This window comes from Xanthomonas sp. JAI131 (assembly GCF_013410075.1).
GTDB lineage: Bacteria > Pseudomonadota > Gammaproteobacteria > Xanthomonadales > Xanthomonadaceae > Xanthomonas_A > Xanthomonas_A bonasiae.
The window spans coordinates 523,482-549,041 of record NZ_JACCCN010000001.1 but is presented as its reverse complement, the minus strand read 5'-3'; the positions used below and the strand labels follow the sequence as shown (position 1 = coordinate 549,041).

Genomic DNA, 25,560 nt, shown 5'->3' with positions numbered 1-25,560 from the left:
GCGGCTGAAGCCGCTCCTGCACGGGCATGCGCTATCGACGCAGCCCGGCCTCGGCCAGCGCGTCCAGCAGCCGCAAGTTCACCTCGTGCTGCTGCGCCTGCCATGCCGGCAGCGCCTGCGGCGACGGCGGCGGCTGCGCATCCAGTGCCGCCAGGCGCCGCTTCCACCATTGCGGATAGCGCGCTTGCGACACCTCGCCGGTGATGTCGCTGCCGAGCAGTTGCCCGTGCAGATAGGCGATGGCGGTGAGCAGGTGCGGCACCCGCAGTTCGCCCTGGTCCCAGTTGGTGCGCGCGTCCTGCGGATCCAGCACGTCCTTGTCCAGCGACAGGTAGGTCGGCATCGGCGTGCTGCGCAGGTGTTGCAGGAAGGCGTCGATCATCTCCATGCTCGAGCCGAAGCCGCGCACCGCGCGGCCCAGGCCCAGGCGCCGCGCCCAGCCCACGTCCACGCCGCTGCACCAGTAGCGCAGCTTGCCGCGGTACAGCGGGCGCAGGTGATTTTCCCAGGCGTGCGCGGCGCCGACATCGCCCGAGGTGATGCCGACCACTTCCACCCGCGCCACCTGCGGCAACGCCGCGACCCGCCATACCCACGAGCCGCAATGCACCGCGAACGGGAAGCGCATGTTGTCCGGATGATTGTCGAACACCACCACCCGCAGCGGCGCCTGCGCGCGCTGCGCCTGTCGCACGATCAGCGGCAGGCTCAGGTGGTGGAAATCGCCGCTGCCCAGCAGCACGGTGCCGTGCCGCGCCGGCAGCACGCGGTCGAGCGCGACGCCGAAGCGCCGCAGCCGGCGCAGCGAACAGGCGAAGCGCAGCCCGTCGCACCACTCGTGCAGCGGCAGGCGCAACGCGCCCGGCACCGTGCCGAGCGAGTCGTCCAGGTCCAGCAGTACCGGTGCGCTCATGTCATTCCGCCGCGTCGGCGTCAGGGTCTGGAGTGCCGACGTCGTCGGCTTCGAACAGCGGCCGCAGCCGCCGCAGCGCGATGCGCAGCAGCGGATTGCGCAGGTACACCGCATGCCAGGTGTAGGTGAAGCTGGCGCCGAGTTGCGCCTTCACTTCCGGATCGGTCCAGCCGGCGACATAGGCGCGCAGGCCATGGCGGCAGGCGTAGTCCAGGTTGTGCATCCAGCTCAGCGCGTACAGGTTGTGTTCGCGCGCGTCCGGATAGTGCAGGCCGATGTACTTGTCCAGCAGCCGCCCGTCGTGCACGTAGCACAGGTTCCAGCCGATCAGCCGGCCCTGGTGGCGGTAGGTGAACACCAGGCCGCCGGAATCGGCATCGGTCAGCAGCGCGTCGAAGAACGCTTCGGTCAGCAGGTCGAAATGCACCTCGCTCTGCGCATAGACCTGCAGGTACAGCGCGTAGCAGTGCGCGCGCAGCGCCGGGTCGGCAAAGGCGGCGCCGGTCGGCAGTACCTCGATCTCCAGGTCGGCGCGCGAGCGCAGCTTGCGGCGGATGTTGCGGCGGCGGCCGCGCGACAGCCGCGCCAGGTACTCGTCGGTGGAGGCGAAATCGATCGGCACCCAGGCCAGCGCCTGCCCGCGCAGCATCACGTAGCCGCTGCGTTCGCAGGCCTCCAGGAACACGTGCGCCCAGGCATTGTCGGTGGCATCGAGCAGCGGCGAGTGCTGCGGGATGTCCTTGACGATCAGCAGCGGGCGCTTGCGCCCCAGCTGCGTTCGCCACTTGCCGGGCAACTGCGCCGGGTCGGCCGCGCGCGGCAGCCAGGCGTATTCGCTGACGGTACTGCCGACGAAGCTGGTGCGCGGCCGCAGCCAGCGCCGCCACAGCCGCTGCAGCGGCCAGCCGGCCACGCGCGCGCGCAACGCCGGATCGGCGGTGGTGAGCAGGTCGAACACGGCGTCGAACGCAGGCACGCCATGCTCCAGGGTCCGCGCCTGGAAATCCTGCGGGGGATGCGCGAGGAACTGCTGCTGCAGTGCCCGCGGTTCGAGTTGGCTTACGAAAGGCATCTGCAAGATTGACCGGCTAGCGTGGAGGATGGATGCCGCCGCCGTGGGCTGTGGCATGCCTTCCACCGGCGGCACGCGCCGCGCGGTGGCCATTCATTTCGCGGAGGACTGCCATGACCCCGTCTATCGAGACACAGATCCACAGCATCGTCGCCAAGCATGGCGAGATCGATCCCACCGGCCTGACCGCCGACACCAAACTGCAGGACCTGGGCGTGGATTCGCTCGAGGCGATCGAAATCCTGTTCGACATCGAGGAGCACTTCGACATCACCTTCCCGCAGCGCGATCCGAACCTGGACGACGGCTCGCTGGGCAAGCTGGCCGAAGCGGTGCACCAGGCGCTGGCCGCCAAGGCCGCCGCTGCGCTGGCACCGGCGCACTGAGCCGGCATGGACCGCTCGGCGCAGGGACACCGCGTCGTCGTCACCGGGATGGGCGCGGTCAGCGCGCTCGGCCTGGGTGCCGATGCCCTGTGGCGCGGCATGTGCGAGGGCCGTAGCGGCATCGCCGCGCTGGCCTCGCCCGATCCGCAGGCCACCCTGAAGATGCGCCTGGCCGCCGCCCTGCCCGGCTTCGCGCCGCAGGCGGCGCAACTGGGCGGCATCGCGCCCGGCCAGTTGGACCGGATGACGCAGATGGCGCTGGTCGCGGCCTACGAGGCCGTGGCCCAGTCCGGCCTGGACGTGGACGGCACCGGCGCCGCACGCGGCGCGGTGGTGATCGGCACCGGCGTCGGCGCCGAGTTGAGCCGCGACGAACAGTCGCGGCGGCTGTACCGCGAGCAGGCCGAGCGCCTGCATCCGCTGACCATCGTGCGCAGCATGAACAACGCCCCGGTCAGCCAGATCAGCATCGCCTTCGGCCTGCGCGGCCCGGCCTTCGCCGTCTCCAGCGCCTGCGCCTCGGCCAACCACGCGCTGGCGCAGGCGGCGCTGCTGATCCGCCACGGCCTGGCCGACGTGGCCATCGCCGGCGGCAGCGAAGCCTGCCTGAGCCTGCCGCTGATCCGCGCCTGGGAAGCGATGCGGGTGGTCAGCGACGACACCTGTCGGCCGTTCTGCGCGCAGCGCAGCGGCCTGGTGCTGGGCGAAGGCGCCGGCATCTTCGTGCTGGAAAGCGCCGCGCATGCGGCCGCGCGCGGCGCCATGGCGCTGGCCGAACTGGCCGGTTTCGGCATGAGCGCCGATGCCCACGATATCGTCGCGCCCAGCGCCGACGGCGCCGCCACGGCGATGCGCCTGGCCTTGCAGGATGCCGGCCTGCAGCCGCAGCAGATCGACTACATCAACGCCCACGGCACCGGCACCCTGGCCAACGACCGCTGCGAGACGCAGGCGATCCGTGAGGTGTTCGGCAGTCACGCCGATGCGCTGGCGGTGAGTTCGACCAAGGCGGTGCACGGGCATGCGCTGGGCGCCGCCGGCGCGCTGGAACTGGTCGCGGCGATCGGCGCGCTGCGCGAGCAGACGGTGCCGCCGACCGCGAACTTCCTGGATCCGGATCCGGACTGCGACCTGGACTACGTCCCCAACCAGGCCCGCGCGCAACCGGTGCGCGCGGTGCTCAGCAATTCCTTCGCCTTCGGCGGCCTCAACGCGGTGCTCGCGTTGCGCGAGGCGCGCTGAGGCCGATGCCGCGGCGGACGACGGGAGGCAACGCGGCGCCAACGCGCTGTCTCCCGCCATCTCATGCCACCCGCTTGGCGCGGGTCAGCAACTGGTCCAGCAGCGACAGGCCCAGATCGATCTCGTCGTGGCTGATGTGCAGCGACGGCGCCAGAGTGATCACGTTCTTGTAGTAGCCGCCCACGTCCAGCACCAGGCCGATGCGCTTGCCGTTGTGGCGCAGCTCGCCTTCCAGGCCCATGTCCACCATCGTGTCGAGCAGCTTGCGGTTCGGGGTGAAGCCGTCCGCCTGGCAGATCTCCGCGCGCAGCGCCAGGCCCAGGCCGTCGACGTCGCCGATTTCCGGATGGCGCTTCTGCAGGTCGCGCAGGCCGTCGAGGAAGTGCGCGCCCTTGGCCATGACCATCGACTCGTAGTCGGTCTCGGCCAGCATGCGCATCGTTTCCAGACCCACCGCGGTGCCGAGCGGGTTGGAGGCGAAGGTGGAATGGGTCGAACCCGGCGGGAACACGGTCGGGTTGATCAATTCCTCGCGCGCCCAGATGCCGGCCAGCGGATTGAGGCCGTTGGTCAGCGCCTTGCCGAACACCAGCACGTCCGGGGTCACCCCGAAATGCTCGATCGCCCACAGCTTGCCGGTGCGGAAGAAGCCCATCTGGATCTCGTCCACCACCAGCAGGATGCCGTACTTGTCGAGCACCCGCTTCAGGCCGGTGAAGAAGTTCGGCGGCGGGATCACGTAGCCGCCGGTGCCCTGGATCGGCTCGACGTAGAACGCGGCGTACTCGCACTGCCCGGCCTTGGGATCCCACACGCCGTTGTACTCGGTCTCGAACAGGCGCTCGAACTTGGCCACGCACTGCTCGCCGTACTCTTCCTTGGAAATGCCCTTGGGGCCGCGGAAGTGGTACGGGAATTCGATGAACTGGGCGCGGTCGAAGTGGCCGAAGCGGCGCCGGTAGCGGTACGAGGAGGTGATCGCCGAGGCGCCCAGGGTGCGGCCGTGGTAGCCGCCCTCGAAGGCGAACATCAGGCTCTTGCCGCCCGTGGCGTTGCGCACCAGCTTCAGCGAATCCTCCACCGACTGCGCGCCGCCGACGTTGAAGTGCACGCGGCCCTTGCGGCCCCACTTGCGTTCGGCATCCACCGCGATGGTCTTGGCCAGTTCGATCTTGGTCGGGTGCAGGTACTGGCTGGCCACCTGCGGCAGCGTGTCGATCTGCCGCTTCAGCGCGCCGTTCAGGCGCGGATTGGCGTAGCCGAAATTGACCGCCGAATACCACATCTGCAGGTCCAGGTACGGCACCTCCTCGGTGTCGTACAGATAGCTGCCGTCGCAGTGGGCGAAGATCCGCGGCGGCTCGCTGTAGTGCACGGTGTCGCCGAACGAGCAGTACTCGGCCTCGTCGGCCAGCATCTGCGCATCGCCGAGCGCGGCGTGGTAGGCCGGGCCGGTGCGCAGCAGCGCGTCCGGATCGGGCGAGGCCGGCTGCAGGCCGTCGTGCGCGGCCGGATCGAGCGTCTCGAGATCGCCGTGGAGCGGCGCAAGCGCGGTGGGGAGCGGAACATTCCGATTCATGGGGATCAGGCTCGTTGGGGAACGGGGAGTGGGAAGCGGGCGCTGGCGGCGGCAGGCGCGGCGAGCTCGTGCAGCAGCGCGATGGCGTCGTCGAAACCGCCGATCGCGCGGTGGGCGATGCCGCTGGCGCGGCAATGGCGCAAAAGGCCGTCCTTGGCGAAGACCAGATCGGCCTTGCCGGCCACGCAGAAATCGGAGCGGCCGTCGCCGATCAGCAAGGTGGCGCGCGCCGGCTCCTGCTGGGCCATGACCGCGCACTTGCAGGTGCCGCTGGCGCAGCCAGGCTGCGCGTGCGGCGAGGCCATGCGCCATTGCCCGGCGTCGGTGCGCAGCAGGCGGTTGGCGATGATCGGCAGCTGATGCAGGCCGTGCCGCGCCAGGATCCGCGCGATCGGGTAGTCCAGGCCGTCGCTGACGATGCTCAGCGGCATGCCCAGGTCGCGCGCCAGATCGACGAAGCGCACGAACGCCGGATCGATGCGGACCTCGTCCAGCACGCGGTGCAGCGCGTCGACGTCGCCGTCGAGCAGCGCCACCTGGCCGCTCATGCACTCGCGCGCACCGATGCGCCCGGCCACCCAATCGTCTTCCAACGCGCGCCAGCCGGGCTGGCCGAGACGCTCGAGCAAGGTATCGGTCACATCCTGCAGCGACACGGTACCGTCGAAATCACAAAGAATTTTCCACTGGACGCGCAAGGCGGCTCTCCGGCTAATTCGGGCAGAGCCTAGGCGGGCTGTCTTTCGTGCTCCTTTCCGCGCGCGGACAGCGCCCGGCAACGCGGGCCTGGCCGGCGGACACGACCGGCAGGCGGCAGCGGCGGCTGGGCGAACCGCTTCGCGCACCCCGGCACGCATCGCGTCTGCGCCCGATCGGGCGGCGGCCGTCGCCGTATTGCGCGCCTTGACACACATCCGGCCAGGGGCAAGGCTAGATTCGCATCAGGGGGGGCTCATCGGCGGTACCGGGGGCCTATCAATGAAAGACGCCATGCTGTCGTCCTGCGCCGAGCAGGACGCGTTCCGCCTGGACGCGCAACTGCTGTCGGACCTGTGGGTGTTCCGCGCCGCCGCCCGCCATGGCAGCATCACCGGCGCGGCGGCGGCGCTGAACGTCACCCAGGGCGCGGTCAGCCAGCGCGTGTTGCGGCTGGAAGCGCGCCTGGGCACCGAACTGTTCCGCCGCAGCCAGCGCAGGATCGCGCTGACCCCGGCCGGCATGACCCTGCTCGGCGCGGTCAACGGCGCGTCGGCCGGACTCAACGACGCGCTGTCGCGCATCGCCCGTTCGCAGGGCGGCGCGCTGGTCGTGGTATGCCCGCCGTCGCTGGCGATCGAATGGCTGATGCCGCACCTGCCGGACTTCTACCGCGAATGCCAGGGCATCGAGCTGCATGTGCGCGCGGAGATGGTCGCGCCGCATGCGTACTGGATGGAAGAGCAGCGCGTGGACGTGGTGATCGGCTATTCGCATGCGCCGATCGCCGGCCTGTGCCAGCTGGCCGAATTCGCCGAGACGATCTTTCCGGTGTGCTCGCCGGCGACGCGGCAACGCCTGGACGCGCAGCCGGCGCAGGTGCGCGACGTGCTGCTGATGCACGACGACGCGGTCTGGCTGGAAGGCGAGTTGGCCGGCGCGGAGTGGCGCGAGTGGCTGGACCACGTGGCCGAGAAACCGCGCTGGCGGATCACCGCCGAACGCCATTTCAACCTGGCCTATCTCGCCTACCAGGCGGCGATCTACGGCGATGGCCTGGCGATGGCGCGCTCGGTCGGGATCCAGCGGCTGATCGATTCCGGCCTGCTGGTGCCGGCGCTGGATCGGCCGCCGGTGCCCAGCGCGCATTACCGGCTGATGTCGCTGCTGCCGGCCCGGGAAGGCAGCTCGGCCGCACGCTTCACCGAGTGGCTGATCGGCAGCATGCGCCGCACCCAGCAACGCGCGTTGGCGGCCCTGGAGCATCGGTGAACACGATCTATCAGCCTGGCTATTGGATTCGCTAGAAATGCTGCATTGCCGCAAGCGCGGCGCCGCGCTACATAGGATCACAGCAAGGCAGAGAAAGTGGGGATGCGCTTTCCGGCCGGGGACAGGCCCGCCTTGCACTGCTGGAGCGGGATCCATCCTGCCCGGCCTCCGCTTCTGCCTTCCGCTCGCCGGATCGTCGTCATCGCCCGTACCGGCGCAGTCAGTGCGTGGGCGCCGGTATGCCGACGCTCGCCGGACCCGGCGTGGAGGCATTCGCCTAGCCACTTTCGCGAGGTTCGACCGCCATGATCGCCATACCCGTCCGTGCCGTTTCCCACGCCCTGCCCCGCCGCGCCGCGGTGTCCAGCCGCATCTCCGTCGCCCTGGCGCTGGCATTGCTGACGCAGCATGCGTTCGCCGCGGAGGATGACGGCACCCAGGTGACCGATCTCAACAGCGTCGAGGTCACCGCCAAGAAACAGAAACAGCAGGTGCAGAACGGCGCGCTCGGCGACACATCCGACCTGGACACGCCGTTCTCGGTCAGCACGGTGGACGCGGAGCAACTGGAAACGCGCCAGGCCAAATCGCTGATGGACGTGTTTTCGCGCGACGCCAGCGTCAGCCGCAGCGCCGGCAGCGACTACAACGGCTGGGCCTCGCGGCTGATCGTGCGCGGCCTGCCGTTGAGCTTCGAGGACAGCATGAAGGTCAACGGCCAGCCGACCGCGCTGTTCGGCGTCAACCTTCCGCTGGAGGCGATGGAACAGGTGCAGTTGCTCAAGGGCGCCAGCGGCTTCATGTACGGGTTCGGCCAGCCCGGCGGCATCGTCAACTACATCACCAAGAAGCCGCCTGCCGACGGCGGCGACATCGCCAGCCTCGACGTCGGCTACCGCTCCGACAGCGTCGTCAGCGAACACGTCGATGTGGGCGGCTGGCTCGGGCAGGACAAGGATTTCGGCTATCGCATGAATGCCGTGCACGAAGCCGGCAACTTCTATTCCGGCGGCCACGTCGACCGCAACGCGTTCGCGCTGTCGCTGGTCGGCAAGCTGACCCCGGCGGTGACCTGGACCGCGGACCTGCTGTACCAGGACAAGCAGATCGATGCGCCCACGCCCTACTTCTATCCCTGGAGCTACCCGCTCAAGTACCTGCCCGACGGCATCAGCGGCAACACCAACTATTCCTCGCCGGCCACGCTCAACCACGACAAGTTCAGCATGCTCTCCACCGGCCTGGCCTGGGAGATTTCGCCCGACTGGAAGGCGACGCTGTCGCTGGGCTACCTGAAGAACGATTACCGGCTGCGCCAGGAATACTTCGAACTGGACGGCGCCGACGGCTACTACGACGACTGGGTGTTCAACGGCCTGGACCTGTGGACCTTCAAGTACGCGCAGGCGATGCTGCAAGGCGGCTTCGCCACCGGCGCGATCGGCCACAAGGTCGTGGTCGGCGCGTCCTGGCAGGAAATGGCGCAGGACCTGGGCAACGGCAACCTGAGTTCCTGGGACGTGATCGGCTCGGGCTATCTGTCGGTGCCGGTGCGCTTCGCCTGGAATCCCAGTTCCGACAACCTGGCGCTGTTCCGCTATTCGGACGTCAAGCAACTGGCCGGCTTCGCCAGCGACACCCTGACCTTCTCGCCGCACTGGTCGCTGCTGCTCGGCGCGCGCTTCACCGACTACACCCAGACCAACCACGCCTGGGGCACCGGCGAGGTCACCGACATCTACAAGAAGCCGGTGTGGACGCCGACCGTGGCGCTGCTGTTCAAGCCCGCCGCCGACTCCACGATCTACGCCAGCTACGTGAAGTCGCTGGAACAGGGCAGCAGCGTCGGCAACAGCTTCGCCAATGCCGGCGCGCAGCTGGATCCGCTGCAGAGCAAGCAGTACGAGCTCGGCTACAAGATCGAAAAGCCGGGCTGGCAGGCCGCGGCGGCGCTGTTCCGGATCGACCGCGGCGCCGAATACGCCAATGCCGCCAACGTCTACGTGCAGAACGGCAACCTGCGCTACGACGGGCTGGAGCTGGAGGGCCGCGTGCAAGCGACCGCACGGCTGGGCCTCGGCGCATCGCTGCTGCTGCTCGACGCCTACTACCAGCAGACCAGCACCGCCTGGCTGGTGGACAAGCAACTGGAAGGCACCGCCAAACTGACCGCGACCCTGGACGCCGACTACCAGGTGCCCGGCATCGACGGCCTGGCGCTGCATTCGGACCTGAAGTGGTACGGGCGCACCGCGATCTACAACAATACCGCGCAGCAGACGACCGTCTATGCCAAGGGCTATGCCGTGGTCAACGCCGGTGCCGGTTACCAGACCCGGATCGGCGGCCGCCCCGTCACCTTGCGCGCCGAGGTGCAGAATCTGTTCGACCGCGACTACTGGCAAGGGGGCTATTACGAGTTCGCGATCGGCGCGCCGCGCACCTACGCCGCCAACGTCAAGATCGATTTCTGAGCCGGCATCCGCAGCCTGCGTTTGCCATCCTGCGCGGCCGCCACCGGCTGCGCACCTGCCGCCGTGCGTCCCACGGCGGCATTCTTCGAAGAGATGCCCCGCTATGACCCGAACGTTGTTGCCATGGCGGTTGTGCGCCGCATTGCTGGTGTCGGCATGGAGCGTCGCCACGCCGGCGGCGGGCTTGCGTCCGATCAGCGCCGACGACATCGTCGACCTGCGCCATCTGGACGATCCGCAGATTTCCGCCGATGGCCGCCAGGTCGCCTACGTGCTGAAGACCCCGCGCGACAACGGCAAGCCGCCCCTGTCGCGGCTGTGGCTGGTGGACACCGCCGCCGGCGCGGCGTCGGCGCATGCCTTGACCGATGCGGGAAGCTCCGCGGCCGGCGAAACGTCTCCGCGCTGGTCGCCCGATGGTGCCTGGATCGGCTTCCTGTCCGATCGCGGCAAGACCCAGGACCCGCGCCCCGCCTGCGCTCTCGGCGACGCGGCGGCGGACGCCGACGCGCCGAGCATGCAGGTCTGGCGCATCGCCCGCGACGGCGGCGCGCCGCAGCAGCTGACCGCGGCTGCAGGCGCGGTCAGCGCCTTCGCCTGGTCGGCGGACGGAAAGCGCCTGGCCTGGATCGCTACCGATCCGCTGTCCGCCGAGCGCAAGGCACGCCTGCAGCGCAAGGACGATGCGCAGCAGGTGGACCACGACGTCGCATTCGACCGGGTCTGGGTCCGCGACCTGCCCGACGGTGCGCCGCGCGCGCTGACCGCGCCCGGCCTGCAGGTCTCGCAACTGGCCTGGTCGCCGGACGGCACCAAGCTGGCCTTGCGCGTGGCCGACGCCCCCGGTTTCAACGGCTACTGGAACCGCTCGCGACTGCTGCTGGTGGATGCCGCCGACGGCCACCTGCTGCGCGTGGTCGCCACCGACGTGGGCGCGCAGCCGCCGCGCTGGTCGCCCGACGGCAGCCAGCTGCTGTACGCGGCGCTGAGCCGGGGCAAGATGACCTCGACCCTGCTCGCGCATCGCCTGGCCGACGATCGCCAGGTGCGCCTGGCGCCGGACTGGGACGGCACGCTGTGGCATGCGCAATGGCGCGACGATGCGCACATCGTGGTCGAAGGCCAGCGCGGGCTGCGCGCCGAATTCCTGCAGGTCGACGCCGGCAGCGGCAAGGCGCGCACGCTGGCCGCCACGCATGCGGCCTGGGCCGCGTTCACACTCGCCCGCGACGGCCGTGTCGCCTTCCTGGGCGAAACGCCGACGGCCCCGGCGGAAATCTGGCTGCTGCGCGACGGCCGCACGCACGCGCTCACCGACAGCAATCCGCAGGTACGGCAATGGGCGCTGGGCACATTGCGCGAACTGAGCTGGCGCAGCTCGCGCGACGGACGCCGCATCGACGGCGTGCTGGTGCTGCCGCCAGGATGGAAAGCCGACACGCCGTTGCCGACGCTGCTGCAGATCCACGGCGGGCCGGCATGGGCGTGGTGGTCCGGCTGGCTCGGCTCCTGGCACGATTGGGCGCAGCTGCTGGCCTCGCACGGGTACGCCGTGCTGCTGCCGAATCCGCGCGGCTCCGAAGGCCAGGGCGCCGCCTTCACCGAGGCGGCCAACAACGACTGGGGCGGCGGCGACTACCAGGACGTGCTCGACGGCCTGGACGCGATCGTGGCCCAGCGCATCGCCGATCCCGCGCGCGTGGCCATCGGCGGCTGGAGCTACGGCGGCTACCTGGCGGCGTGGGCCGCGACCCACGACCCGCAGCGGCGCTTCCGCACCGCCATCGTCGGCGCCGGCGTCACCGACCTGTACAGCATGGCGCTGACCACCGACGTGCACGATTTCCTGCCCGGCTATTTCGGACGCGACGCCCTGGCCGCACGCGCCATGCTGGACGAGCGCTCGCCGCTGCGCTACGCCGAACGCGTGCGCATGCCGGTGCTGATCCTGCACGGCGAACAGGACCAGCGCGTGCCGCTGGCGCAAGGGCAGATGCTGTACCAGGCGCTGAAAACCAACGGCACGCCGGTGCAGATGGTGACCTACCCGCGCAGCACGCACTGGCCGGAAGAACGCGATCTGCAACGCGATCTGCTGCAGCAGGTGGCGCGCTGGCTGGACAAGGAGCTTGCCGTCGGCGCAACGAGCGCCGGCTCCGGCGATGCCGAGCCGGCGCCGGCCCAATGACGTTGTGCTTCATGCAGATCGGCCCAGCCCGCGAAGATGCGCCATGTCGGCGCACGCTACAGCTGCGGCATCACGAGCGTGCAGTCTGGGAAATGCGCGGAAGCCGACCCGCCTTTCCCCATTCCCTACTCTCCATTCCCCATTCCCGGCGTCAACGACGCCACTGGTGCCCGGAGCCGGAATCGAACCGGCATGGGGTCGCCCCCGGCGGATTTTAAGTCCGATGCGTCTACCAGTTTCGCCATCCGGGCCTGGTGCCGCTAGCGTGCCTGATTGCAGCCCGCTTGTGAACCGCGGCGCGGGCAGCAGGCTCCTGCGCGGCCCCCGAAAAGAACCCCGGCGTCGCCGCCACGACGGCGCCGGGGATGCCATTCGGCAACGGTGAACCTGGTGACTCCGCGCGGCGCTCAGATCGCCCGCGAATAGCGCGCCGGTTGCGCCGGCTGGCGCAAATAGCGGTCGAAGCACATCGCGATCAGGCGCAGCAGCGGGCGCCCGCGCGCGGTGGCCTGGATCGTGCCGTCGCGGTAGTCGGCCAGGCCATCGGCGCACAGCGGCGCCAGCGCCTGCAGCTCCTCGTCGAAATAGCTGGCGAAGTCGATGCCATGGCGCTGCGCCAGCGCCGCCACATCGGCGCGGCCCTGGCACATCAGCTGCTGGATCAGCTCCGCGCGCAGCGCGTCGTCGGCGCTGAGCCGCAGGCCGCGCAGCACCGGACTGTCGCCGGCATCCACCGCCGCTTCCCAGGCCGGCAACTCGCGCTGGTTCTGGCTGTAGCTGTCGCCGATGCGGCTGATCGCGCTGACGCCCAGGCCGAGCAGGTCGGTGTCGGCATGCGTGGTGTAGCCCATGAAATTGCGGTGCAGCCCGCCCTGGCGCTGCGCGCGCGCCAGGTCTTCGTGCGGCAACGCGAAATGGTCCATGCCGATGTACTGGTAGCCGGCCGCCGACAGCTTGCGCACCGCCAATCCGAGCAGCGCGAGCTTGTGCTCGGCGTCGGGCAGGTCCGCATCGGCGATGCGCCGCTGCGCCTTGAACAACTGCGGCATGTGCGCATAGCCGTAGACCGCCAGGCGGTCCGGGCGCGCCGCGATCACCGTGTCCAGGGTGCGCTCGAAGCCGGCCAGGGTCTGCCGCGGCAGGCCGTAGATCAGGTCCACGTTGACCGAGCGCATGCCCTGCACGCGACAGGCGCGCAGGATGTCCAGCGTCTCGGCCACGCCCTGGCGGCGATTGATCGCCTGCTGCACCAGCGGATCGAAATCCTGGATGCCCAGGCTGGCGCGGTTGAACCCCAGCGCCGCCAGCGCGGCGATGTCCTGCGGCGTCACCGTGCGCGGATCCAGTTCGATGGAGATGTCGCGGTCCGGCGCCTGGCTGAAGCGGAACAGCCCGCGCAGGCCCTGCAGCAGTTCGCCGAGCAGTTCCGGCGCCAGGAAATTCGGCGTGCCGCCGCCCAGGTGCAACTGCACCACCTCGCGCTCGGTATCCAGGCAGGCGGCCATCATCGCCGCCTCGCGCAACACCCGCTGCACGTAGGCGCGGCCCTTGCCGGTGTCGCGGGTGATGACCCGGTTGCAGCCGCAGTAGAAACACGGGTTGCGGCAGAACGGCACGTGCACGTACAGCGACAGCGGCCGCGTCGGATCGCTGGCCTGCACCGCCGCGAACAGCTGCACCGGGCCGAAGCCGGCCTGGAAATGCGGCGCGGTCGGATACGAGGTATAGCGCGGGCCGGGACGGTCGTAGCGGCGCAGCAGCTCGGCGTCGAAGGTCCAGGTGGCGGCGGGATCGGAGGCGGTCAGGATGTCCATGGCGGCCAGCATGCGCGGCGCGGCGGCAGGCCGCTTTGACCTGGATCAATCCGCCGGATCGATCCGCTGCGTCACTCGACAGGCGACAACGGCGTCGCCGGCTCGAACGGCCGCCAGCTCATCTGGTGGCGGCGCCAGAAGGTGTCGGCGATGCGCGCGGCGATGTCGTCGGCCAACAGGCGCATCGGCGCATTGTCCAGTTCGGCGGTGGTGGCGCGGAACAGGCCCAGCCAGCGCTGGAACAGGACGTCGCTGAGTTCGCGCATGGCCATGTGCTTGGGCATCGGCGCGCCACGGAAGCGGCGGGTGCCGCGCAGCATCGCCGACCAGAAATCGGTCAGCTGCAGCAGGTGCGCGTCCCAGTCCTCGATATGCGCGGCGAACACCGCGGCCAGGTCGGCGTCGGCGCGCACGCGGCGATAGAACGCGTCCACCAGCGCGCTCACTTCCTCTTCGCTGCACAGGTCCGGCCCGGGCAACGGCAATGTGGCGATGTGGTCATGCATGTCGGTGCTCCTGCTCGATGGCGCCAGTATCCGCAGCCGCCGCGGCCCGGCCTTGATCAGGATCAATGTCGCCACGCGCCGCACTGCCTAGTCTGCATGGGCGGCATGCGCCTGCGCCGACGCCGACGGGGAGCGGCGGCGCGACCGCGTGCGGGCGGCGCCAACCCATGCGTGGCACCACCCAGGCGCATGCCGCACCTCCCCTTCCGCGATGGAGCCCGCCCGTCATGACGCCCAGCGACGACCCCCTGCTCGATCCGCTCGATGCCGCCGCGCCGCGCCCGCTGGTGCAGCGGCTGGGCGTGATCCTGTGGCCCAGCTTCCTGGTCGCCGGCGCGATGAGCGTGCTGTTCTTCGCCCTGGTCGATCCGCTGGCGCTGCGCGACATCACCTTCCCCGGCCGCCCGCTGAGCCGCGAACTCGGCTACACGCTGGGCTTTTTCATGTTCTGGTTGGCCACGCTGAGCTCGAGCGTGCTGACCGGGTTCCTGCTGCGGCCGGCGCCGCATGCCGCTGCAGACGACGACGAGTCGCTGCCGTGAGCGGAACGCCGATACCCCGCGGCATTCCCTTGCGCATGCACGACGCTAGTGCCGCACACGGCGCCGCCGATGCCGCGGCACCGCCACGCGGCCGCTACGCGCGCCTGCGCCGCTGCAGCCTGTGGCTGCTGTTCGCCGCGTTCTACCTGCTGCCGTGGCTGCGCTGGGACGGCCGCCAGGCGCTGCGCTTCGACCTTCCCGCGCGGCGCCTGGACCTGTTCGGCCTGACCCTGTGGCCGCACGATGTCGGCTGGCTGCTGCTGGCGCTGTTCGCCGCGGCCGCCGCATTGATGGTGACGACCACCCTGGCCGGACGGGTGTGGTGCGGCTTCGCCTGCCCGCAATCGGTCTGGAGCCATGCCTTCGCCTGGCTGGAACGGCGCTTCGCCGCGTGGCCGGCGGCCGCGCGGCATGTGGTCTGGGCGGCGCTGGCGCTGTGGACCGGGATCAGTTTCGTGGGCTACTTCGCGCCGATCGCCGACCTGGTCGCGCGACTGCGGCCATTCGCCTGGAGCGGCTGGGAAAGCTTCTGGGTGCTGTTCTACGCCCTGGCCACCTGGGGCAATGCCGGCTTCCTGCGCAGCCAGGTGTGCCGCTACCTGTGCCCCTATGCGCGGCTGCAGCCGCTGCTGTGCGATCGTGACACGCCCCTGATCGGCTACGACGCGATGCGCGGCGAGCCGCGCGGCGCGCGCGCCTGCGGCCAGGGCAGCGTCGCCCAGCGCGGGCGGCGCCTGCTCGACGCCTGCACCGCGCGCGACTATGCGCTGCGCGCCAGCATCGCCCGGCTCGCCGGCCAGGGCGGCCACCGCGGCGACGCGCTGGCCACCTACGCCGGCACCCTGCCCAAGTTCACCGACGCGCAACTCGGCGACTGCGTGGACTGCAGCGCCTGCGTGGACGCCTGTCCCGCGCGCATCGACCTGCGCAACGGCCCGCACTACGCCTGCACCGCCTGCGGCGCCTGCGTGGACGCCTGCGACCGCAGCATGGACCGCCACGGCTTCGCCCACGGCCTGCTGCGCTGGGCCAGCGCCAACGCGATCGAGCGTCAGCCGCCACGCAGGCTGCGGCCGCGGCTGCTGACCGGCGTCGCCCTGCTGCTGGCCGCGTTGCTGGCGGCGTTGTTCGCGGCTGCCTGACCGGCACGCCGTCGGCGACGGGAACGACAGGCATTCCAGGCGCGCAGCAAAAGGGCCCGGCAAGCGCGGCGGCGATCCACCGCGGCGAGCGCCCGCCAGATCGGGCAGCCACGAACGCAAACGCCCGGTAGATCGTGGATCTACCGGGCGTCGAAGTGCAGATGGAGGCCTGGGTCGGAATTGAACCGGCGTACGCGGATTTGCAGTCCGCTGCATAACCACTCTGCCACCAGGCCGGTGGACTGAATTCTAGCCGAAACCGCCAACAGCGGTGTCCGACAAAACAAAGCCCCGCTGACGGGGCTCTGTCTGAATCTGGAGCGGGAAACGAGACTCGAACTCGCGACCTCAACCTTGGCAAGGTTGCGCTCTACCAACTGAGCTATTCCCGCTTGGGAGCCAGCCATTCTACAGCCCTCCTGCGCATTGCGCCAGCCTTCCGACAAAAAAATCCGACGGTGGCGTTCGCGTGGCATGGCGCACGGCGCGACGGGCCATCCGCACCGGATCCGCGGCGCGCGGCGGCGCCTGCCCCGGCGAAGACCGCTGCCGCATCGGCGGCGCCGCCGGCGCGAGCGCGGACTGGAATCTCCACCACAGCGCCTCGCCCATCGCGGTAGACAAGTGCCTGGACGTGCATGCGTCGCTGCGCACCTGCGCCGGCCATGCCCCTAGCATCGCAGCGACATCCATACGAGGGATCGCCATGAACCGATGGACACGCTGCAGCGCCGCGGTGGTTTGCCTGGCCGCGGCCGGCGCCGCGCAGGCACAATCCTGCCGGCTGCAGACGCAGACCCTGCGCTTGCCGCTGGTCTCGCAGAACATGCCGAAATACGCCTATCAGGTGCGGGTGCAGGTCGGCACGCCGCCGGCCTCGGCGACCTCCGCCGCTGCCGCCAGCCAGGTCCTGGAAGTGGACACCGGCTCCACCGGCGTGGTGGTGCCGCTCAGCGCGGCGATCCAGCAGGCCTGGGACGCCTCGACCAAGCTCGGCTACATCTTCTATTCCAGCAACAGCCAGTACCACCCCGGCAAGTACGTGCAGGTGCCGATGCGGCTCGGCGTATCGGCCGACGGCAACAGCGCCGCGGCGCGCATCGACGCGATCGAGGTCCTGGCGGCGCAATGCACCTGCGACGTCGCCACGATTCCGAAGGGAACGCCGCCCGGGTCGGCGAAGACGCTGAGCCAGGCGCCGGACAACTGCGCGGCCTACAACAACACCCTCGCCCTGAGCAGCGGCGGCACGCAGACGTTGAAGAACTGCAAAACGATCTCTCCCGACTTCGGCATGATGGGCGTGGGCTACGACCGCGGCGTCGCGGCAGCACGCAATCCGTTTCTCAACCTCGTGCAGATGCGTACCGGCAACATGAGCCCGGGCTACATCGTCAGCGCGTCGGGCATCACCCTGGGCGTCAGCGAGCAGGCGCTGCGCGGCTTCTCGCTGATTCCGCTGCAGCGCGCCGCGGCGAGTGCCGCCGGTGGCGCCGACTGGCAGGCGCCGAACGCATGCGCCGGTTTTCCGGCCAGCGGCAGCGATTACCAGGTCTGCGGCAAGCTGCTGCCGGATACCGGCATCGCTTACATGATGCTGACCCCAACCAAACAACCGCCTGCCCCGGCGAAATTGCAGCAGAAGCTGACCACACCCGCAAAGCCTGCAAGCGCAACGTCCGGCCGCGCCTCCGACGCCACTGCGGCCACCTCGCTGGTGGTACCGGAAGGAACGCAGATGACGCTCGCCATCGGTCCGGCCGGGGATCCGGTCTTCAGCTACGGCTTCAAGGTCGGGGGCACCGCACCGGCGACACCGGACAGTGTGCAGTGGCGCGGACCGCTCGACGCACCGCCCGCGCACATCAACAGTGGCCGCCACGTACTCGCTGCGACGGACTACGCCTACGATGCCGCCTGCGGACGGGCGGGCTTCCGCGAGGCTGCGACGCTGCCCTGACGCAGCGGTCGGGTACTGCGATTGCGACGGGCGTACCGGTAACGCCCGTCGCGGCTGAAGCCGCTCCTACAGGGTCACGTGCATCGACAGGCCGCATCCGCAGCGAACGCTCCGTATCTCCGCCGCCGGCGCGCGTTCAACGGCGCCGGAGCAGGAACACACCGACGCGGACGGCCGCCAGCGCCTTCTTCAATTTGCCGGGCAGCGCGACCTTGCCGAAGGATTCCCGATCGATACTGCCGGCCAAGTGCTGCTGCAGCCGGCGGAAGCTGTCGACCTGCCGCGCGAGCGCGTCGATGTCGACCAGGTCGCCTTCGCACTCGGCGAGCAGGTACTCCGGACCGGTGACCAGCGCGACCGCAGGAATTCCCCGCTGGAACAGCGGCTCGCCTTCGCCGAAATGCAGCAGCGCGCCGGGCTTGACCGGGGTCGCTGCATCGGCGATTGCGCCACGCCACAGCGTGCGGGTGAGCCGGGCGAGTTCGGGTGTCGTGGCGTACAACAGTTCGGGTTCGAGCGTGCCGTCGGACGCGTAGCGCCCGGTGGCGGCATCGATGCGCAAGTGCTTTGCGCCCAGATGTTCGATGACCAGACCGGCGGCCGCGGTATAGCCGCCAGGTGTTCCGGCCCACAGGTCGCGGTGGGTCTCGAGCCAGGCGGTGGTGGCTTGGCCGTGCGCGGTGACGGCCGGCATACGCAGGTGGCCGGCGGTGTAGACGAAGACGATGCTGCGTTCGTGCGGCGCGGCGACCGCGTCGCGCGCCAGCGCGAGCAAGCCGATGTGGCCGTTCTCTTCGACCGCGTTGCCGCCATCGCTGTGGGTGACGACCAGCACCGACTCGCTGGCCCGCGGACCGGTTCCCGGCGACATGGCCCAGAGCGTCTCCATGCGCGCGTTCGCGGTCTTGCTCGCGCTCACGGTCAGCGTGGCCACAGCGCCGCGTTCGGCGGCGGCGAGCAGCTGCGCGCGCTGGCTTTCGGCAACCCAGACGGCCGGCAGTCCCTGATAGCCGCGGGTGAAAGGCAGATACTGACCCGCAGCGGCCGCATCGGGCAGGCCGCGCCAGACCGCGATCACGCCGAGCACCCCCGCGCGCTTCGCCTTGGCCAGATCGGTGCCGGCGAGTTCGGAACTGATGATCGGGTTGAAGACCCGGTCGAACGGCAGCGGCCCGTCCCAGGCCTCGACCAACAGCGTCGTCGGCACCGCGATGTGCGGCACTTCGATCACCGCGATCTTGCCGGCGGCCGCTCGCCAGTGCTTGCGTCGCCCGCGCAGCAGGACCAGCGGCGCCGTCGTGCCTTCGCGCGGAGTTTCGCCCGAATAAGGCCACGCCGAGGCGATCGCGATGCGGCGTTCCCCCACCTGCAGCGCCAGCGCGTCCCGGTCGACCTCCCAGCGTTCGAACGTGTGCGGATCGCGCCGCACGTCGAGGCCGAGCTCGGCCAACGCGGTCGCCACATGGTCGATCAGCGCATTGTGGGCCGGCGTACCGGACGCACGCGGCCCCAGCTCGGTCAGGTAGCGAATCTGATCCGCGTAGGCGTCATGGCTGGCACTCACGTCCTCGGTCTTCTCTCTCGTCTGCGCCGCTGGAGTATATCCAGCGACGCATGACGCCCCGATCGTGCGCGCGACGATGCAAGCGGCGTGCAGCGTGCCACGCATGCACCCAGGCCTGGCGGCGTACTGCCGCCGTGCCGAAGCGCGCTAACGCAGCGGGTCCGCGGCGCCGCGCTGCGCATGGACGGTGTCGTAGATCGTCTTGGCGCCGGTGAAGGTCGGGTCCACGTCCTCTTCCTGGCCGTCCTGGCCATGGTCGTTGTCGAGCCTCCAGCTGAACATGCCGCGCAAGCCGTTCTGCAACGCGTAGCTGGTCCAGGCCGCGGTGTCTTCGAGCGAGGTCTGCACGTTGCCGTTCTCGGTGGCCACCCCGCCCATCAGAATGTCGGCGCGCACCCCGGCCTGGATCCACACCTGCGCATCCTGCGGCGTGCCGGAGGACGAATAGTCCTGCAATTCGGCGGCATCCACGTACTGGTTGAACGCCGCCACCGCCCCGTCGCCGTACAGCGCGACCGGCCCACCGGCAGGCCACGGCACCGACACCGCGATGCCGAGCCCGGCCGCCTTGAAACTCGGGCTGAGCTGCGTCACCAGCTCCACCACCGAGGACATGCCGTCGCCTTCGGAATCGATGCTGATGCCGTTGAGGCCCTGCTGTTGCAGATAGGCCACGATGTTGGCGGCGGAACGGTTGGCGTTGTCGCGATTGTCCGCCACCGTCGCCACCAGCCCGGTGTCGCCGACGCCGGCATAGATCAGCGCACCGGGCGCCTGCGTCTTGATCTGATCGAGGTTCTGCGCGGCGAATTGCGCGTTGAGGTCCAGGGTATAGCCGTTGCCGGTCTCGACGAATATGCCGAAGGCCAGGTTGTAGCGGCTGGCATAGCCGAGCGGCACCTTGCCCTGCGCAAGATTGTCGGCACCGGTGCCGTTCCAGGTGTCGTACCAGGTCGCGATCTCGAAGTTCATGGTGGCTCCTGCAGCGGTGAGATGGATGTGCGCCGGGCGACCGGCATCCGCGCATGCGCTTGCCGCCGCGACCGTTCCGGTCCCGATGCAAACGTCTGTCGTGTCTTGCTCGTGCCGGGTCGCTGCGGCTGCAACGCCGCCGCCTCCTCCACCCGCCTGCACGCGATGCAATGCCGCCTGGCCGAACCTAGCGCAGATCGCGGCGCGCGCGGTCGACACTGCGCGGCTCCGGAACAGCCATCCCAGTCGCGAAGCCGGCGCGCATGCGGGCCGGCGCCGCCGGCCTCAGTAGCCACGGTCACCAGCTGCGCCTGCGCCGCGGCATCGCCGATGCTGTTCAGCGCGACGTTGGCCGGGATACGCCCTTGCCGCCCTCGCCCAGGCGCGGATCGGCGTGCACGCCATCGCTGACGATCGGCAACGGCGCAGGCTCAAGCAGCCACACATGGCGGTACAGGCCGCCGCCTTCGGACCGCCACCGTTCCCATGCCATGCGAACGAAGAAAGAACGAAGGACACACGCCGACCACACTGCGATCGCGCACGGGCATTTTCAAGCACACCCGGCCGCAGCACGCGCGGCAGGCGATTCGTCCCGCGCAACTGGCGTCCAGTAGACACCGCCGGCCTGGCGCGCAGCTGGCGCCAGGCCGCGCCCGAGGTGCCGCAGATGGATAAACTCCCCGCGTCTGGATCGAACCATCCATGCGACCGGCGCCCCACGCGGCACCACATGCCGATAGCCGGCGTGATAGACGCCACAATCCGGCGCCGCACCGCTCCAGACTGCGATGCTGCGCACGGCATCCTGCGGACCACTGCATGGTGGGGCGAATTCGGAAGCGCTATGCTCGAAGCGCATTGCTTTTGTCATCGGCGGGACCGGCAAGGACCCGTGCAGGCGCAGGAAACGCGCCGATGTGTCTTGAATGGAGTGAGACCTTGAGTAATTCGGCCAGCGAACCCCTTCGCGTCCTCGGTTTTTGGCGCGACCTGGAAGTCTTCAACATCCCTACCGCGCCTTCGGCCCGGGATGCCACCGGCCAGACCAAGATCACCACCCTTCGCCACGGCCAGTCGCTGCCCTGGCATCGCCACGATTTCAGGCCCACGGCAGAACACGGCTACGTCCATGTGGTCTATCTCGGCGTCGCCGATACCGATGCTCTTTCTCGGCTGCTGTTGCGCGCGCTCTTCCCCGGCCGCGACCTGAGCGAGCGCGAGCGTCAACGCGTCACCGGCAACGGTTGGCTGGCCGCCTTCGTCGTCGACGAGGACGGTCGTCCCAAGCCTGACAGCTACCTGGCTGCCAGCTTCGCCCACGGCGTGCAGGCATTGCGGCAAAGCAACACGCTGGAGAACGTCAATGCGCGCCTGGGCCGTGCGCGCGACGAGTTCGCCCAGCGCTGCCACCGCCTCGAAGAGATCGACGATGCCTCCGCTCCGCGCACGGCGAGCGAGAGCGCGACGGCCTTGTCGCTGACCTGGGACGAGCTGGAGACCGAGTTGCAGCTGGTGCGCCAGTTGCTAGGCAACGACACCGACGAGCCAGCCCTGGACTGGCGGGTGGTTGTGCGCAGCAGCCGGGTCAAACGCCGCTACCTGAGCGACAGCCTGCAGGCCGCCACCGATTTCCTGAATTCGTTCTACCTGGACGACCTCGATCGCCTGATTGCCCAGGCACAGAACGGCCGCCCCTTCGGCGCGGCGCTGAGCGCCTACCTGGGACCAGCGCTCGAGCAGCACCAGCGTACCGACATCCTGGTACAGCATGCCGCAATGGCCAAGCTGGTGAGCGCGGCGCATCTGCCCAGCGCACGTTGGCCCGCGTCGTCGCGGCACCCCTTGGTACTGGCGCAGCAAGCCGCAGTCGCGCAGGTGCTGCATACGCTCGGAACGGCCGATGGCGTCATCGGCGTCAATGGACCTCCCGGCACCGGCAAGACCACCCTGCTGTGCGATGTGGTCGCCGACATCGTCACCGAACGCGCCCGTCGGATCGCTGCGCTCGACCGGCCTGCGGCCCTGTTCGAGGACAAGATCGGCGTGGCCGGCAAGAGCTTCTTTCCGCTCAAGGCCTCGGTGGTCGCAGGCACCTCCATCGTGGTCGCCAGCACCAACAACAACGCGGTCAAGAACATCACCCAGGAGTTGCCGGCACGCAAGAAAATCGCGGACGAGTATGGCCCTGTCGATTATTTCGCCGGGGTCATGGCAGAGATATTCAAGGCGCAGAAGGTCGTGGACGACAACGATCGGCCGCTGCAAGGCTGGGGCGTGATCGCCGCGGCGCTGGGCAACGCCGGCAATCGGCGCTCGTTCGCCCAGGGGTTCTTCCGCGAGGACTATGTGCCGCGGGTCGAGACCGCCGAGGCGTCCGGCGAGGATGCGGAACCGACGCAGCAGCAAGCCGAGGAATCAGCTGGCGCCACTCCGGCCGCAGCGCTGCCGCCGTCGATGAAGCAGCTGCTCGAGGTCGCCGCCGATGCCGACTACCGACGCCATCAGGAAGAATGGCAAACCGCCAAACGCGGTTTCCTGCAACTGCTGTCCGAGTTCGAGCAACACCGCGAGGCGTTGCTGCGCGCAGAGCGAGCGGCCCAGGCGCTGGATGCCGAGCATGGCCACCTGGCTGCGCTCCAGGCCGACATCGATCGCGTGACCGGCGACATCGCCGAGAGCGCACTGATCCTCTCCCGACAGCAGGCAGCGCTGTCGGATCAACGCGCGATGCTGGATGCCCACAAAGCCCTGCTCGCGCAGCGGCAAGCGGCAGCGACGCCCAACCTGCAGGATCGCCTATCGGGCTTGTTCGGCCGCCAGACGCAGCGGATGGCGGCATTGCGCCAAGCCCTGGAAGAGCCCGCCAGGCGTCTGGCCGAGTCCGCCGAGACCTTTGCGCAGCAAGCCAAGGACGTCGCCCAACGCCAGGCAGAGCTGGATCATCGGCACGAGCGCCTGAAGTTGCTGTCCTCCGAGCGCGCCAGGTTGGACCAGGACCTGCAACGGCACAGACAGGCGCTGGACGCCGGCTACGCGCTGGGGGCCCGCCACTTCCCGGACCGCAAGCTGTGGGAGCTGCAGCCCGCCGACCTGCAACGCGCCAGCGTGGCGGTCTATTCGGAGCTGGACCAGCTGCGTGCGCGGGTCTTCCTGCAAGCGGTGGAGTTGCACAGGCTGAGCATCCTGGCCAACGCCGGCAAATTCATCGCCAATCTGCGCGCGGTCAACGGCATGTTGATGGGCACGCTGCGGGACAAGCTCCCCGTCGAACAACGCCCCGCACTGTGGGACGCGTTCTTCTTCGCCGTGCCGGTGGTGTCCACCACCCTCGCCTCCTTCGACCGACTGTTCCTGGGCATGGGCCAGGACAGCCTGGGCTGGTTGCTGCTGGACGAAGCCGGCCAGGCCACGCCGCAGTCGGCGGCAGGCGCCCTGTGGCGCAGCCGCCGCGCCGTGATCGTGGGCGACCCGCTGCAGATCGAACCCGTCTTCACCGTGCCGCTCAGCCTCGCCGAAGACCTGCGCCAGCGGCATGGCGTCGACCGCACCTGGTCGCCGGTCGACGAATCCGTGCAGACGCTGGCCGATCGCATCACGCCCTTCGGCTCATGGGTCGCGATGGCATCCGATCCGGCCGCAGCCGATGCGCCGGAACGCCTGTGGACCGGCATGCCGTTGCGCACGCATCGCCGCTGCGACGACCCGATGTTTTCCGTTGCCAACGACATCGCCTATGCAGGACAGATGGTGCAAGGCCGGGTGGACAAGCACGGGCAACCCCAGCCCATCGCGTTCTCCTGCGTCCTGGGCGAGAGTGCCTGGCTGGACGTGCGGTCCAGCCAGATCCAGCACCCGGTCTGCAGCGACGAAATCGCTCACCTGCTCGCGTGCCTGGAGCAATTGCGGCAGACGCCGGCACGCGTGCTGTCGGGATCGCCGGATGAGCCGGACACGCAGGCCAAGGTGTTCGTCATTTCGCCCTTCCGCAAGATCGCCCAGGCCTGCAGGAGCCACATCAAGCAGGCCGGCGTCAGCGGCATCGAATGCGGCACCGTGCATACGTTCCAGGGAAAGGAAGCGGATATCGTGTTCTTCGTCCTCGGCACCGCGCCGGGCGCGGAGGGTGCAGGCGCGCGTGCCTGGGCCGCAGGCAAGCCCAACCTGTTGAACGTGGCGATCACACGCGCCAAGTGCCGCCTGTATGTGTTGGGCGATGTGCAGCAATGGGGTGGCCTGGACTATTTACGGCAATTGCGCGAAGCGCTGCCGGTGCGGCGTATCGACGCGACGACCGCATCGACGCCGTAGCGGACGGCGCGTCCGCTCGCGCGATGGCGCCCGCCAGGCGCAGCACCGTGCCGATGGGCGGAGCGTCGTCGCGCAAGCGCATTGCGCTGCCATCGGCCAGAAACGAAAAAAGGACCCGAAGGTCCTGATTTCATCGTTTCGCCGGTATCCGCTGGATGCCTGCAAAACCGTCTGGAGCGGGAAACGAGACTCGAACTCGCGACCTCAACCTTGGCAAGGTTGCGCTCTACCAACTGAGCTATTCCCGCTTGAGGCCGCGAATTTTACCGGGAACCGGCAGGCTGTCAACTGTTGCCTTCGATTTTTTTCGCATTCTTGTCCGCGACCGCGGCACGCTCGTCGGCGCGCAGGCTCGGCCAGGCCGCATGCAGGTACTGGATGCCGGACAGCAGGGTCAGGATCGAGGCGATCGCCAGGGTCCAGTCGCCGATGTGGAAGATGAACAGGCCCATCCACACGCTCTCCGGCGGCGAGCCGTCGGGCATCACCGAATACAGCAGGCACAGCAGCGCGACCATCTGCGCGGTGGTCTTGACCTTGCCGATCATCGCCACCCGCACCTTGGCGCGCTGGCCGATCTCGGCCATCCACTCGCGCAGCGCCGACACCGCGATCTCGCGGCCGACGATCACCGCCGCCCAGAACGCCATCCACGGCGTCGGGTGGCCCTGCACGATCAGGAACAGCGCCACCGCGACCATCAGCTTGTCGGCCACCGGATCCAGGAACGCGCCGAACGCGGAATACTGGTGATAGCGCCGCGCCACCCAGCCGTCCAGCCAATCGGTGAACGCGGCCAGGCCGAAGATCGCCGCCGAGGCGAAGTTCGTCCACGTGTAGGGAAGGTAGAACACCAGCACCAGCACCGGAATCATCACGATCCGCAGCAGCGTCAGCCAGGTGGGGATGGTCAACTTCATTGCGCTG

19 protein-coding genes and 4 tRNA genes are annotated in these 25,560 nt (G+C 69.3%); 9 read left to right on the top strand and 14 right to left on the bottom strand.

The genetic code is table 11. The features are described 5' to 3' along the window. Nucleotides 1-31 precede the first annotated feature (31 nt). The gene (locus HDC36_RS02295) at nucleotides 32-913 is read right to left on the bottom strand and encodes an arginase family protein (protein ID WP_179564081.1); all 882 of its coding nucleotides are present in this window, start codon (nucleotides 911-913) and stop codon (nucleotides 32-34) included. 1 nt (nucleotide 914) lies between these two features. Beyond that, entirely contained in the window at nucleotides 915-1,985 is a 1,071-nt protein-coding gene (locus HDC36_RS02290) for a GNAT family N-acetyltransferase (RefSeq protein ID WP_179564079.1), read from the bottom strand. A gap of 113 nt (nucleotides 1,986-2,098) precedes the next feature. Between HDC36_RS02290 and HDC36_RS02285 the strand changes: the two genes are divergently transcribed. Further along, nucleotides 2,099-2,371, top strand: coding sequence for an acyl carrier protein (locus HDC36_RS02285; RefSeq protein WP_179564077.1), 273 nt, complete (start codon nucleotides 2,099-2,101; stop codon nucleotides 2,369-2,371). Between the two features lie 6 nt (nucleotides 2,372-2,377). Further along, the gene (locus HDC36_RS02280; RefSeq protein WP_179564075.1) at nucleotides 2,378-3,613 is read left to right on the top strand and encodes a beta-ketoacyl-[acyl-carrier-protein] synthase family protein; all 1,236 of its coding nucleotides are present in this window, start codon (nucleotides 2,378-2,380) and stop codon (nucleotides 3,611-3,613) included. Between the two features lie 61 nt (nucleotides 3,614-3,674). Here HDC36_RS02280 and HDC36_RS02275 read toward each other — a convergent pair whose 3' ends face one another. Continuing rightward, on the bottom strand, nucleotides 3,675-5,030 hold the full coding sequence (locus HDC36_RS02275; RefSeq protein WP_206228713.1) for an aminotransferase class III-fold pyridoxal phosphate-dependent enzyme: 1,356 nt from the start codon (nucleotides 5,028-5,030) through the stop codon (nucleotides 3,675-3,677). Nucleotides 5,031-5,197: 167 nt separating this feature from the next. After that, nucleotides 5,198-5,890, bottom strand: coding sequence for an MtnX-like HAD-IB family phosphatase (locus HDC36_RS02270; RefSeq protein ID WP_179564071.1), 693 nt, complete (start codon nucleotides 5,888-5,890; stop codon nucleotides 5,198-5,200). 292 nt (nucleotides 5,891-6,182) lie between these two features. Here HDC36_RS02270 and HDC36_RS02265 point away from each other — a divergent pair, with 292 nt between their 5' ends. From HDC36_RS02265 to HDC36_RS02255, 3 genes are all read left to right on the top strand, one after another. Continuing rightward, nucleotides 6,183-7,160 carry a LysR family transcriptional regulator gene (locus HDC36_RS02265; RefSeq protein ID WP_179564069.1) on the top strand — a complete coding sequence of 326 codons (978 nt, stop codon included), beginning with the start codon at nucleotides 6,183-6,185 and terminating at the stop codon, nucleotides 7,158-7,160. Between the two features lie 305 nt (nucleotides 7,161-7,465). Beyond that, complete coding sequence (locus HDC36_RS02260) at nucleotides 7,466-9,634, top strand: TonB-dependent receptor (RefSeq protein WP_179564067.1); 2,169 nt, start codon at nucleotides 7,466-7,468, stop codon at nucleotides 9,632-9,634. Nucleotides 9,635-9,737: 103 nt separating this feature from the next. Further along, complete coding sequence (locus HDC36_RS02255; RefSeq protein ID WP_179564065.1) at nucleotides 9,738-11,822, top strand: S9 family peptidase; 2,085 nt, start codon at nucleotides 9,738-9,740, stop codon at nucleotides 11,820-11,822. 164 nt (nucleotides 11,823-11,986) lie between these two features. Here the strand turns inward: HDC36_RS02255 and HDC36_RS02250 are convergent. The 3 genes from HDC36_RS02250 to HDC36_RS02240 all read right to left on the bottom strand — a co-directional run bounded on the left by HDC36_RS02250 (nucleotide 11,987) and on the right by HDC36_RS02240 (nucleotide 14,142). Further along, a tRNA-Leu gene (locus HDC36_RS02250) sits at nucleotides 11,987-12,073 on the bottom strand. A 156-nt stretch (nucleotides 12,074-12,229) separates the two neighbouring features. After that, nucleotides 12,230-13,636, bottom strand: coding sequence for an oxygen-independent coproporphyrinogen III oxidase (hemN, locus tag HDC36_RS02245; protein WP_179564063.1), 1,407 nt, complete (start codon nucleotides 13,634-13,636; stop codon nucleotides 12,230-12,232). A 71-nt stretch (nucleotides 13,637-13,707) separates the two neighbouring features. Further along, nucleotides 13,708-14,142 carry a group III truncated hemoglobin gene (locus HDC36_RS02240; protein WP_179564061.1) on the bottom strand — a complete coding sequence of 145 codons (435 nt, stop codon included), beginning with the start codon at nucleotides 14,140-14,142 and terminating at the stop codon, nucleotides 13,708-13,710. A gap of 227 nt (nucleotides 14,143-14,369) precedes the next feature. Here HDC36_RS02240 and HDC36_RS02235 point away from each other — a divergent pair, with 227 nt between their 5' ends. Next, nucleotides 14,370-14,684, top strand: coding sequence for a hypothetical protein (locus tag HDC36_RS02235; protein WP_179564059.1), 315 nt, complete (start codon nucleotides 14,370-14,372; stop codon nucleotides 14,682-14,684). A 35-nt stretch (nucleotides 14,685-14,719) separates the two neighbouring features. Continuing rightward, a complete protein-coding gene (locus tag HDC36_RS02230; RefSeq protein WP_179564057.1) occupies nucleotides 14,720-15,826 on the top strand; it encodes a 4Fe-4S dicluster domain-containing protein in 1,107 nt (368 codons plus the stop codon). 162 nt (nucleotides 15,827-15,988) lie between these two features. On the opposite strand, the gene HDC36_RS02225 is transcribed toward HDC36_RS02230, so the two are convergent. Together HDC36_RS02225 and HDC36_RS02220 are read right to left on the bottom strand one after the other, a co-directional pair. Next, a tRNA-Cys gene (locus HDC36_RS02225) sits at nucleotides 15,989-16,062 on the bottom strand. A gap of 80 nt (nucleotides 16,063-16,142) precedes the next feature. Beyond that, nucleotides 16,143-16,218 (bottom strand) — tRNA-Gly (locus tag HDC36_RS02220). A 314-nt stretch (nucleotides 16,219-16,532) separates the two neighbouring features. On the opposite strand from HDC36_RS02220, the gene HDC36_RS02215 reads away from it, so the two are divergent. Further along, the gene (locus tag HDC36_RS02215; RefSeq protein WP_179564055.1) at nucleotides 16,533-17,786 is read left to right on the top strand and encodes a hypothetical protein; all 1,254 of its coding nucleotides are present in this window, start codon (nucleotides 16,533-16,535) and stop codon (nucleotides 17,784-17,786) included. A 136-nt stretch (nucleotides 17,787-17,922) separates the two neighbouring features. Here the strand turns inward: HDC36_RS02215 and HDC36_RS02210 are convergent, their stop codons facing one another. From HDC36_RS02210 to HDC36_RS02200, 3 genes are all read right to left on the bottom strand, one after another. Continuing rightward, complete coding sequence (locus HDC36_RS02210; RefSeq protein WP_179564053.1) at nucleotides 17,923-19,455, bottom strand: hypothetical protein; 1,533 nt, start codon at nucleotides 19,453-19,455, stop codon at nucleotides 17,923-17,925. A gap of 42 nt (nucleotides 19,456-19,497) precedes the next feature. Then, nucleotides 19,498-20,322, bottom strand: coding sequence for a glycosyl hydrolase family 18 protein (locus tag HDC36_RS02205; RefSeq protein ID WP_179564051.1), 825 nt, complete (start codon nucleotides 20,320-20,322; stop codon nucleotides 19,498-19,500). A 337-nt stretch (nucleotides 20,323-20,659) separates the two neighbouring features. Then, a complete protein-coding gene (locus HDC36_RS02200) occupies nucleotides 20,660-20,815 on the bottom strand; it encodes a hypothetical protein (RefSeq protein ID WP_179564049.1) in 156 nt (51 codons plus the stop codon). Nucleotides 20,816-21,264: 449 nt separating this feature from the next. On the opposite strand from HDC36_RS02200, the gene HDC36_RS02195 reads away from it, so the two are divergent. Continuing rightward, complete coding sequence (locus tag HDC36_RS02195; RefSeq protein WP_179564047.1) at nucleotides 21,265-24,633, top strand: ATP-binding protein; 3,369 nt, start codon at nucleotides 21,265-21,267, stop codon at nucleotides 24,631-24,633. 172 nt (nucleotides 24,634-24,805) lie between these two features. Here HDC36_RS02195 and HDC36_RS02190 read toward each other — a convergent pair. Both HDC36_RS02190 and pgsA read right to left on the bottom strand, forming a co-directional pair. After that, nucleotides 24,806-24,881: transfer RNA gene (locus HDC36_RS02190), tRNA-Gly, on the bottom strand. Nucleotides 24,882-24,917: 36 nt separating this feature from the next. After that, on the bottom strand, nucleotides 24,918-25,553 hold the full coding sequence (gene pgsA, locus HDC36_RS02185) for a CDP-diacylglycerol--glycerol-3-phosphate 3-phosphatidyltransferase (protein WP_179564045.1): 636 nt from the start codon (nucleotides 25,551-25,553) through the stop codon (nucleotides 24,918-24,920). Nucleotides 25,554-25,560: the final 7 nt, after the last annotated feature.

Bases quoted from the DNA above. Each gene is read 5' to 3' on its own strand.
- HDC36_RS02240 (WP_179564061.1), bottom strand. From the start codon at position 14,142: ATGCATGACCACATCGCCACATTGCCGTTGCCCGGGCCGGACCTGTGC.
- HDC36_RS02260 (WP_179564067.1), top strand. From the start codon at position 7,466: ATGATCGCCATACCCGTCCGTGCCGTTTCCCACGCCCTGCCCCGCCGC.
- HDC36_RS02290 (WP_179564079.1), bottom strand. From the start codon at position 1,985: ATGCCTTTCGTAAGCCAACTCGAACCGCGGGCACTGCAGCAGCAGTTC.
- HDC36_RS02265 (WP_179564069.1), top strand. From the start codon at position 6,183: ATGCTGTCGTCCTGCGCCGAGCAGGACGCGTTCCGCCTGGACGCGCAA.
- HDC36_RS02285 (WP_179564077.1), top strand. From the start codon at position 2,099: ATGACCCCGTCTATCGAGACACAGATCCACAGCATCGTCGCCAAGCAT.
- HDC36_RS02230 (WP_179564057.1), top strand. From the start codon at position 14,720: ATGCACGACGCTAGTGCCGCACACGGCGCCGCCGATGCCGCGGCACCG.
- HDC36_RS02205 (WP_179564051.1), bottom strand. From the start codon at position 20,322: ATGAACTTCGAGATCGCGACCTGGTACGACACCTGGAACGGCACCGGT.
- HDC36_RS02280 (WP_179564075.1), top strand. From the start codon at position 2,378: ATGGACCGCTCGGCGCAGGGACACCGCGTCGTCGTCACCGGGATGGGC.
- HDC36_RS02215 (WP_179564055.1), top strand. From the start codon at position 16,533: ATGAACCGATGGACACGCTGCAGCGCCGCGGTGGTTTGCCTGGCCGCG.
- HDC36_RS02235 (WP_179564059.1), top strand. From the start codon at position 14,370: ATGACGCCCAGCGACGACCCCCTGCTCGATCCGCTCGATGCCGCCGCG.
- pgsA (WP_179564045.1), bottom strand. From the start codon at position 25,553: ATGAAGTTGACCATCCCCACCTGGCTGACGCTGCTGCGGATCGTGATG.
- hemN (WP_179564063.1), bottom strand. From the start codon at position 13,636: ATGGACATCCTGACCGCCTCCGATCCCGCCGCCACCTGGACCTTCGAC.
- HDC36_RS02200 (WP_179564049.1), bottom strand. From the start codon at position 20,815: ATGGCATGGGAACGGTGGCGGTCCGAAGGCGGCGGCCTGTACCGCCAT.
- HDC36_RS02255 (WP_179564065.1), top strand. From the start codon at position 9,738: ATGACCCGAACGTTGTTGCCATGGCGGTTGTGCGCCGCATTGCTGGTG.
- HDC36_RS02295 (WP_179564081.1), bottom strand. From the start codon at position 913: ATGAGCGCACCGGTACTGCTGGACCTGGACGACTCGCTCGGCACGGTG.
- HDC36_RS02275 (WP_206228713.1), bottom strand. From the start codon at position 5,030: ATGCTGGCCGACGAGGCCGAGTACTGCTCGTTCGGCGACACCGTGCAC.
- HDC36_RS02210 (WP_179564053.1), bottom strand. From the start codon at position 19,455: ATGCGTGGCACGCTGCACGCCGCTTGCATCGTCGCGCGCACGATCGGG.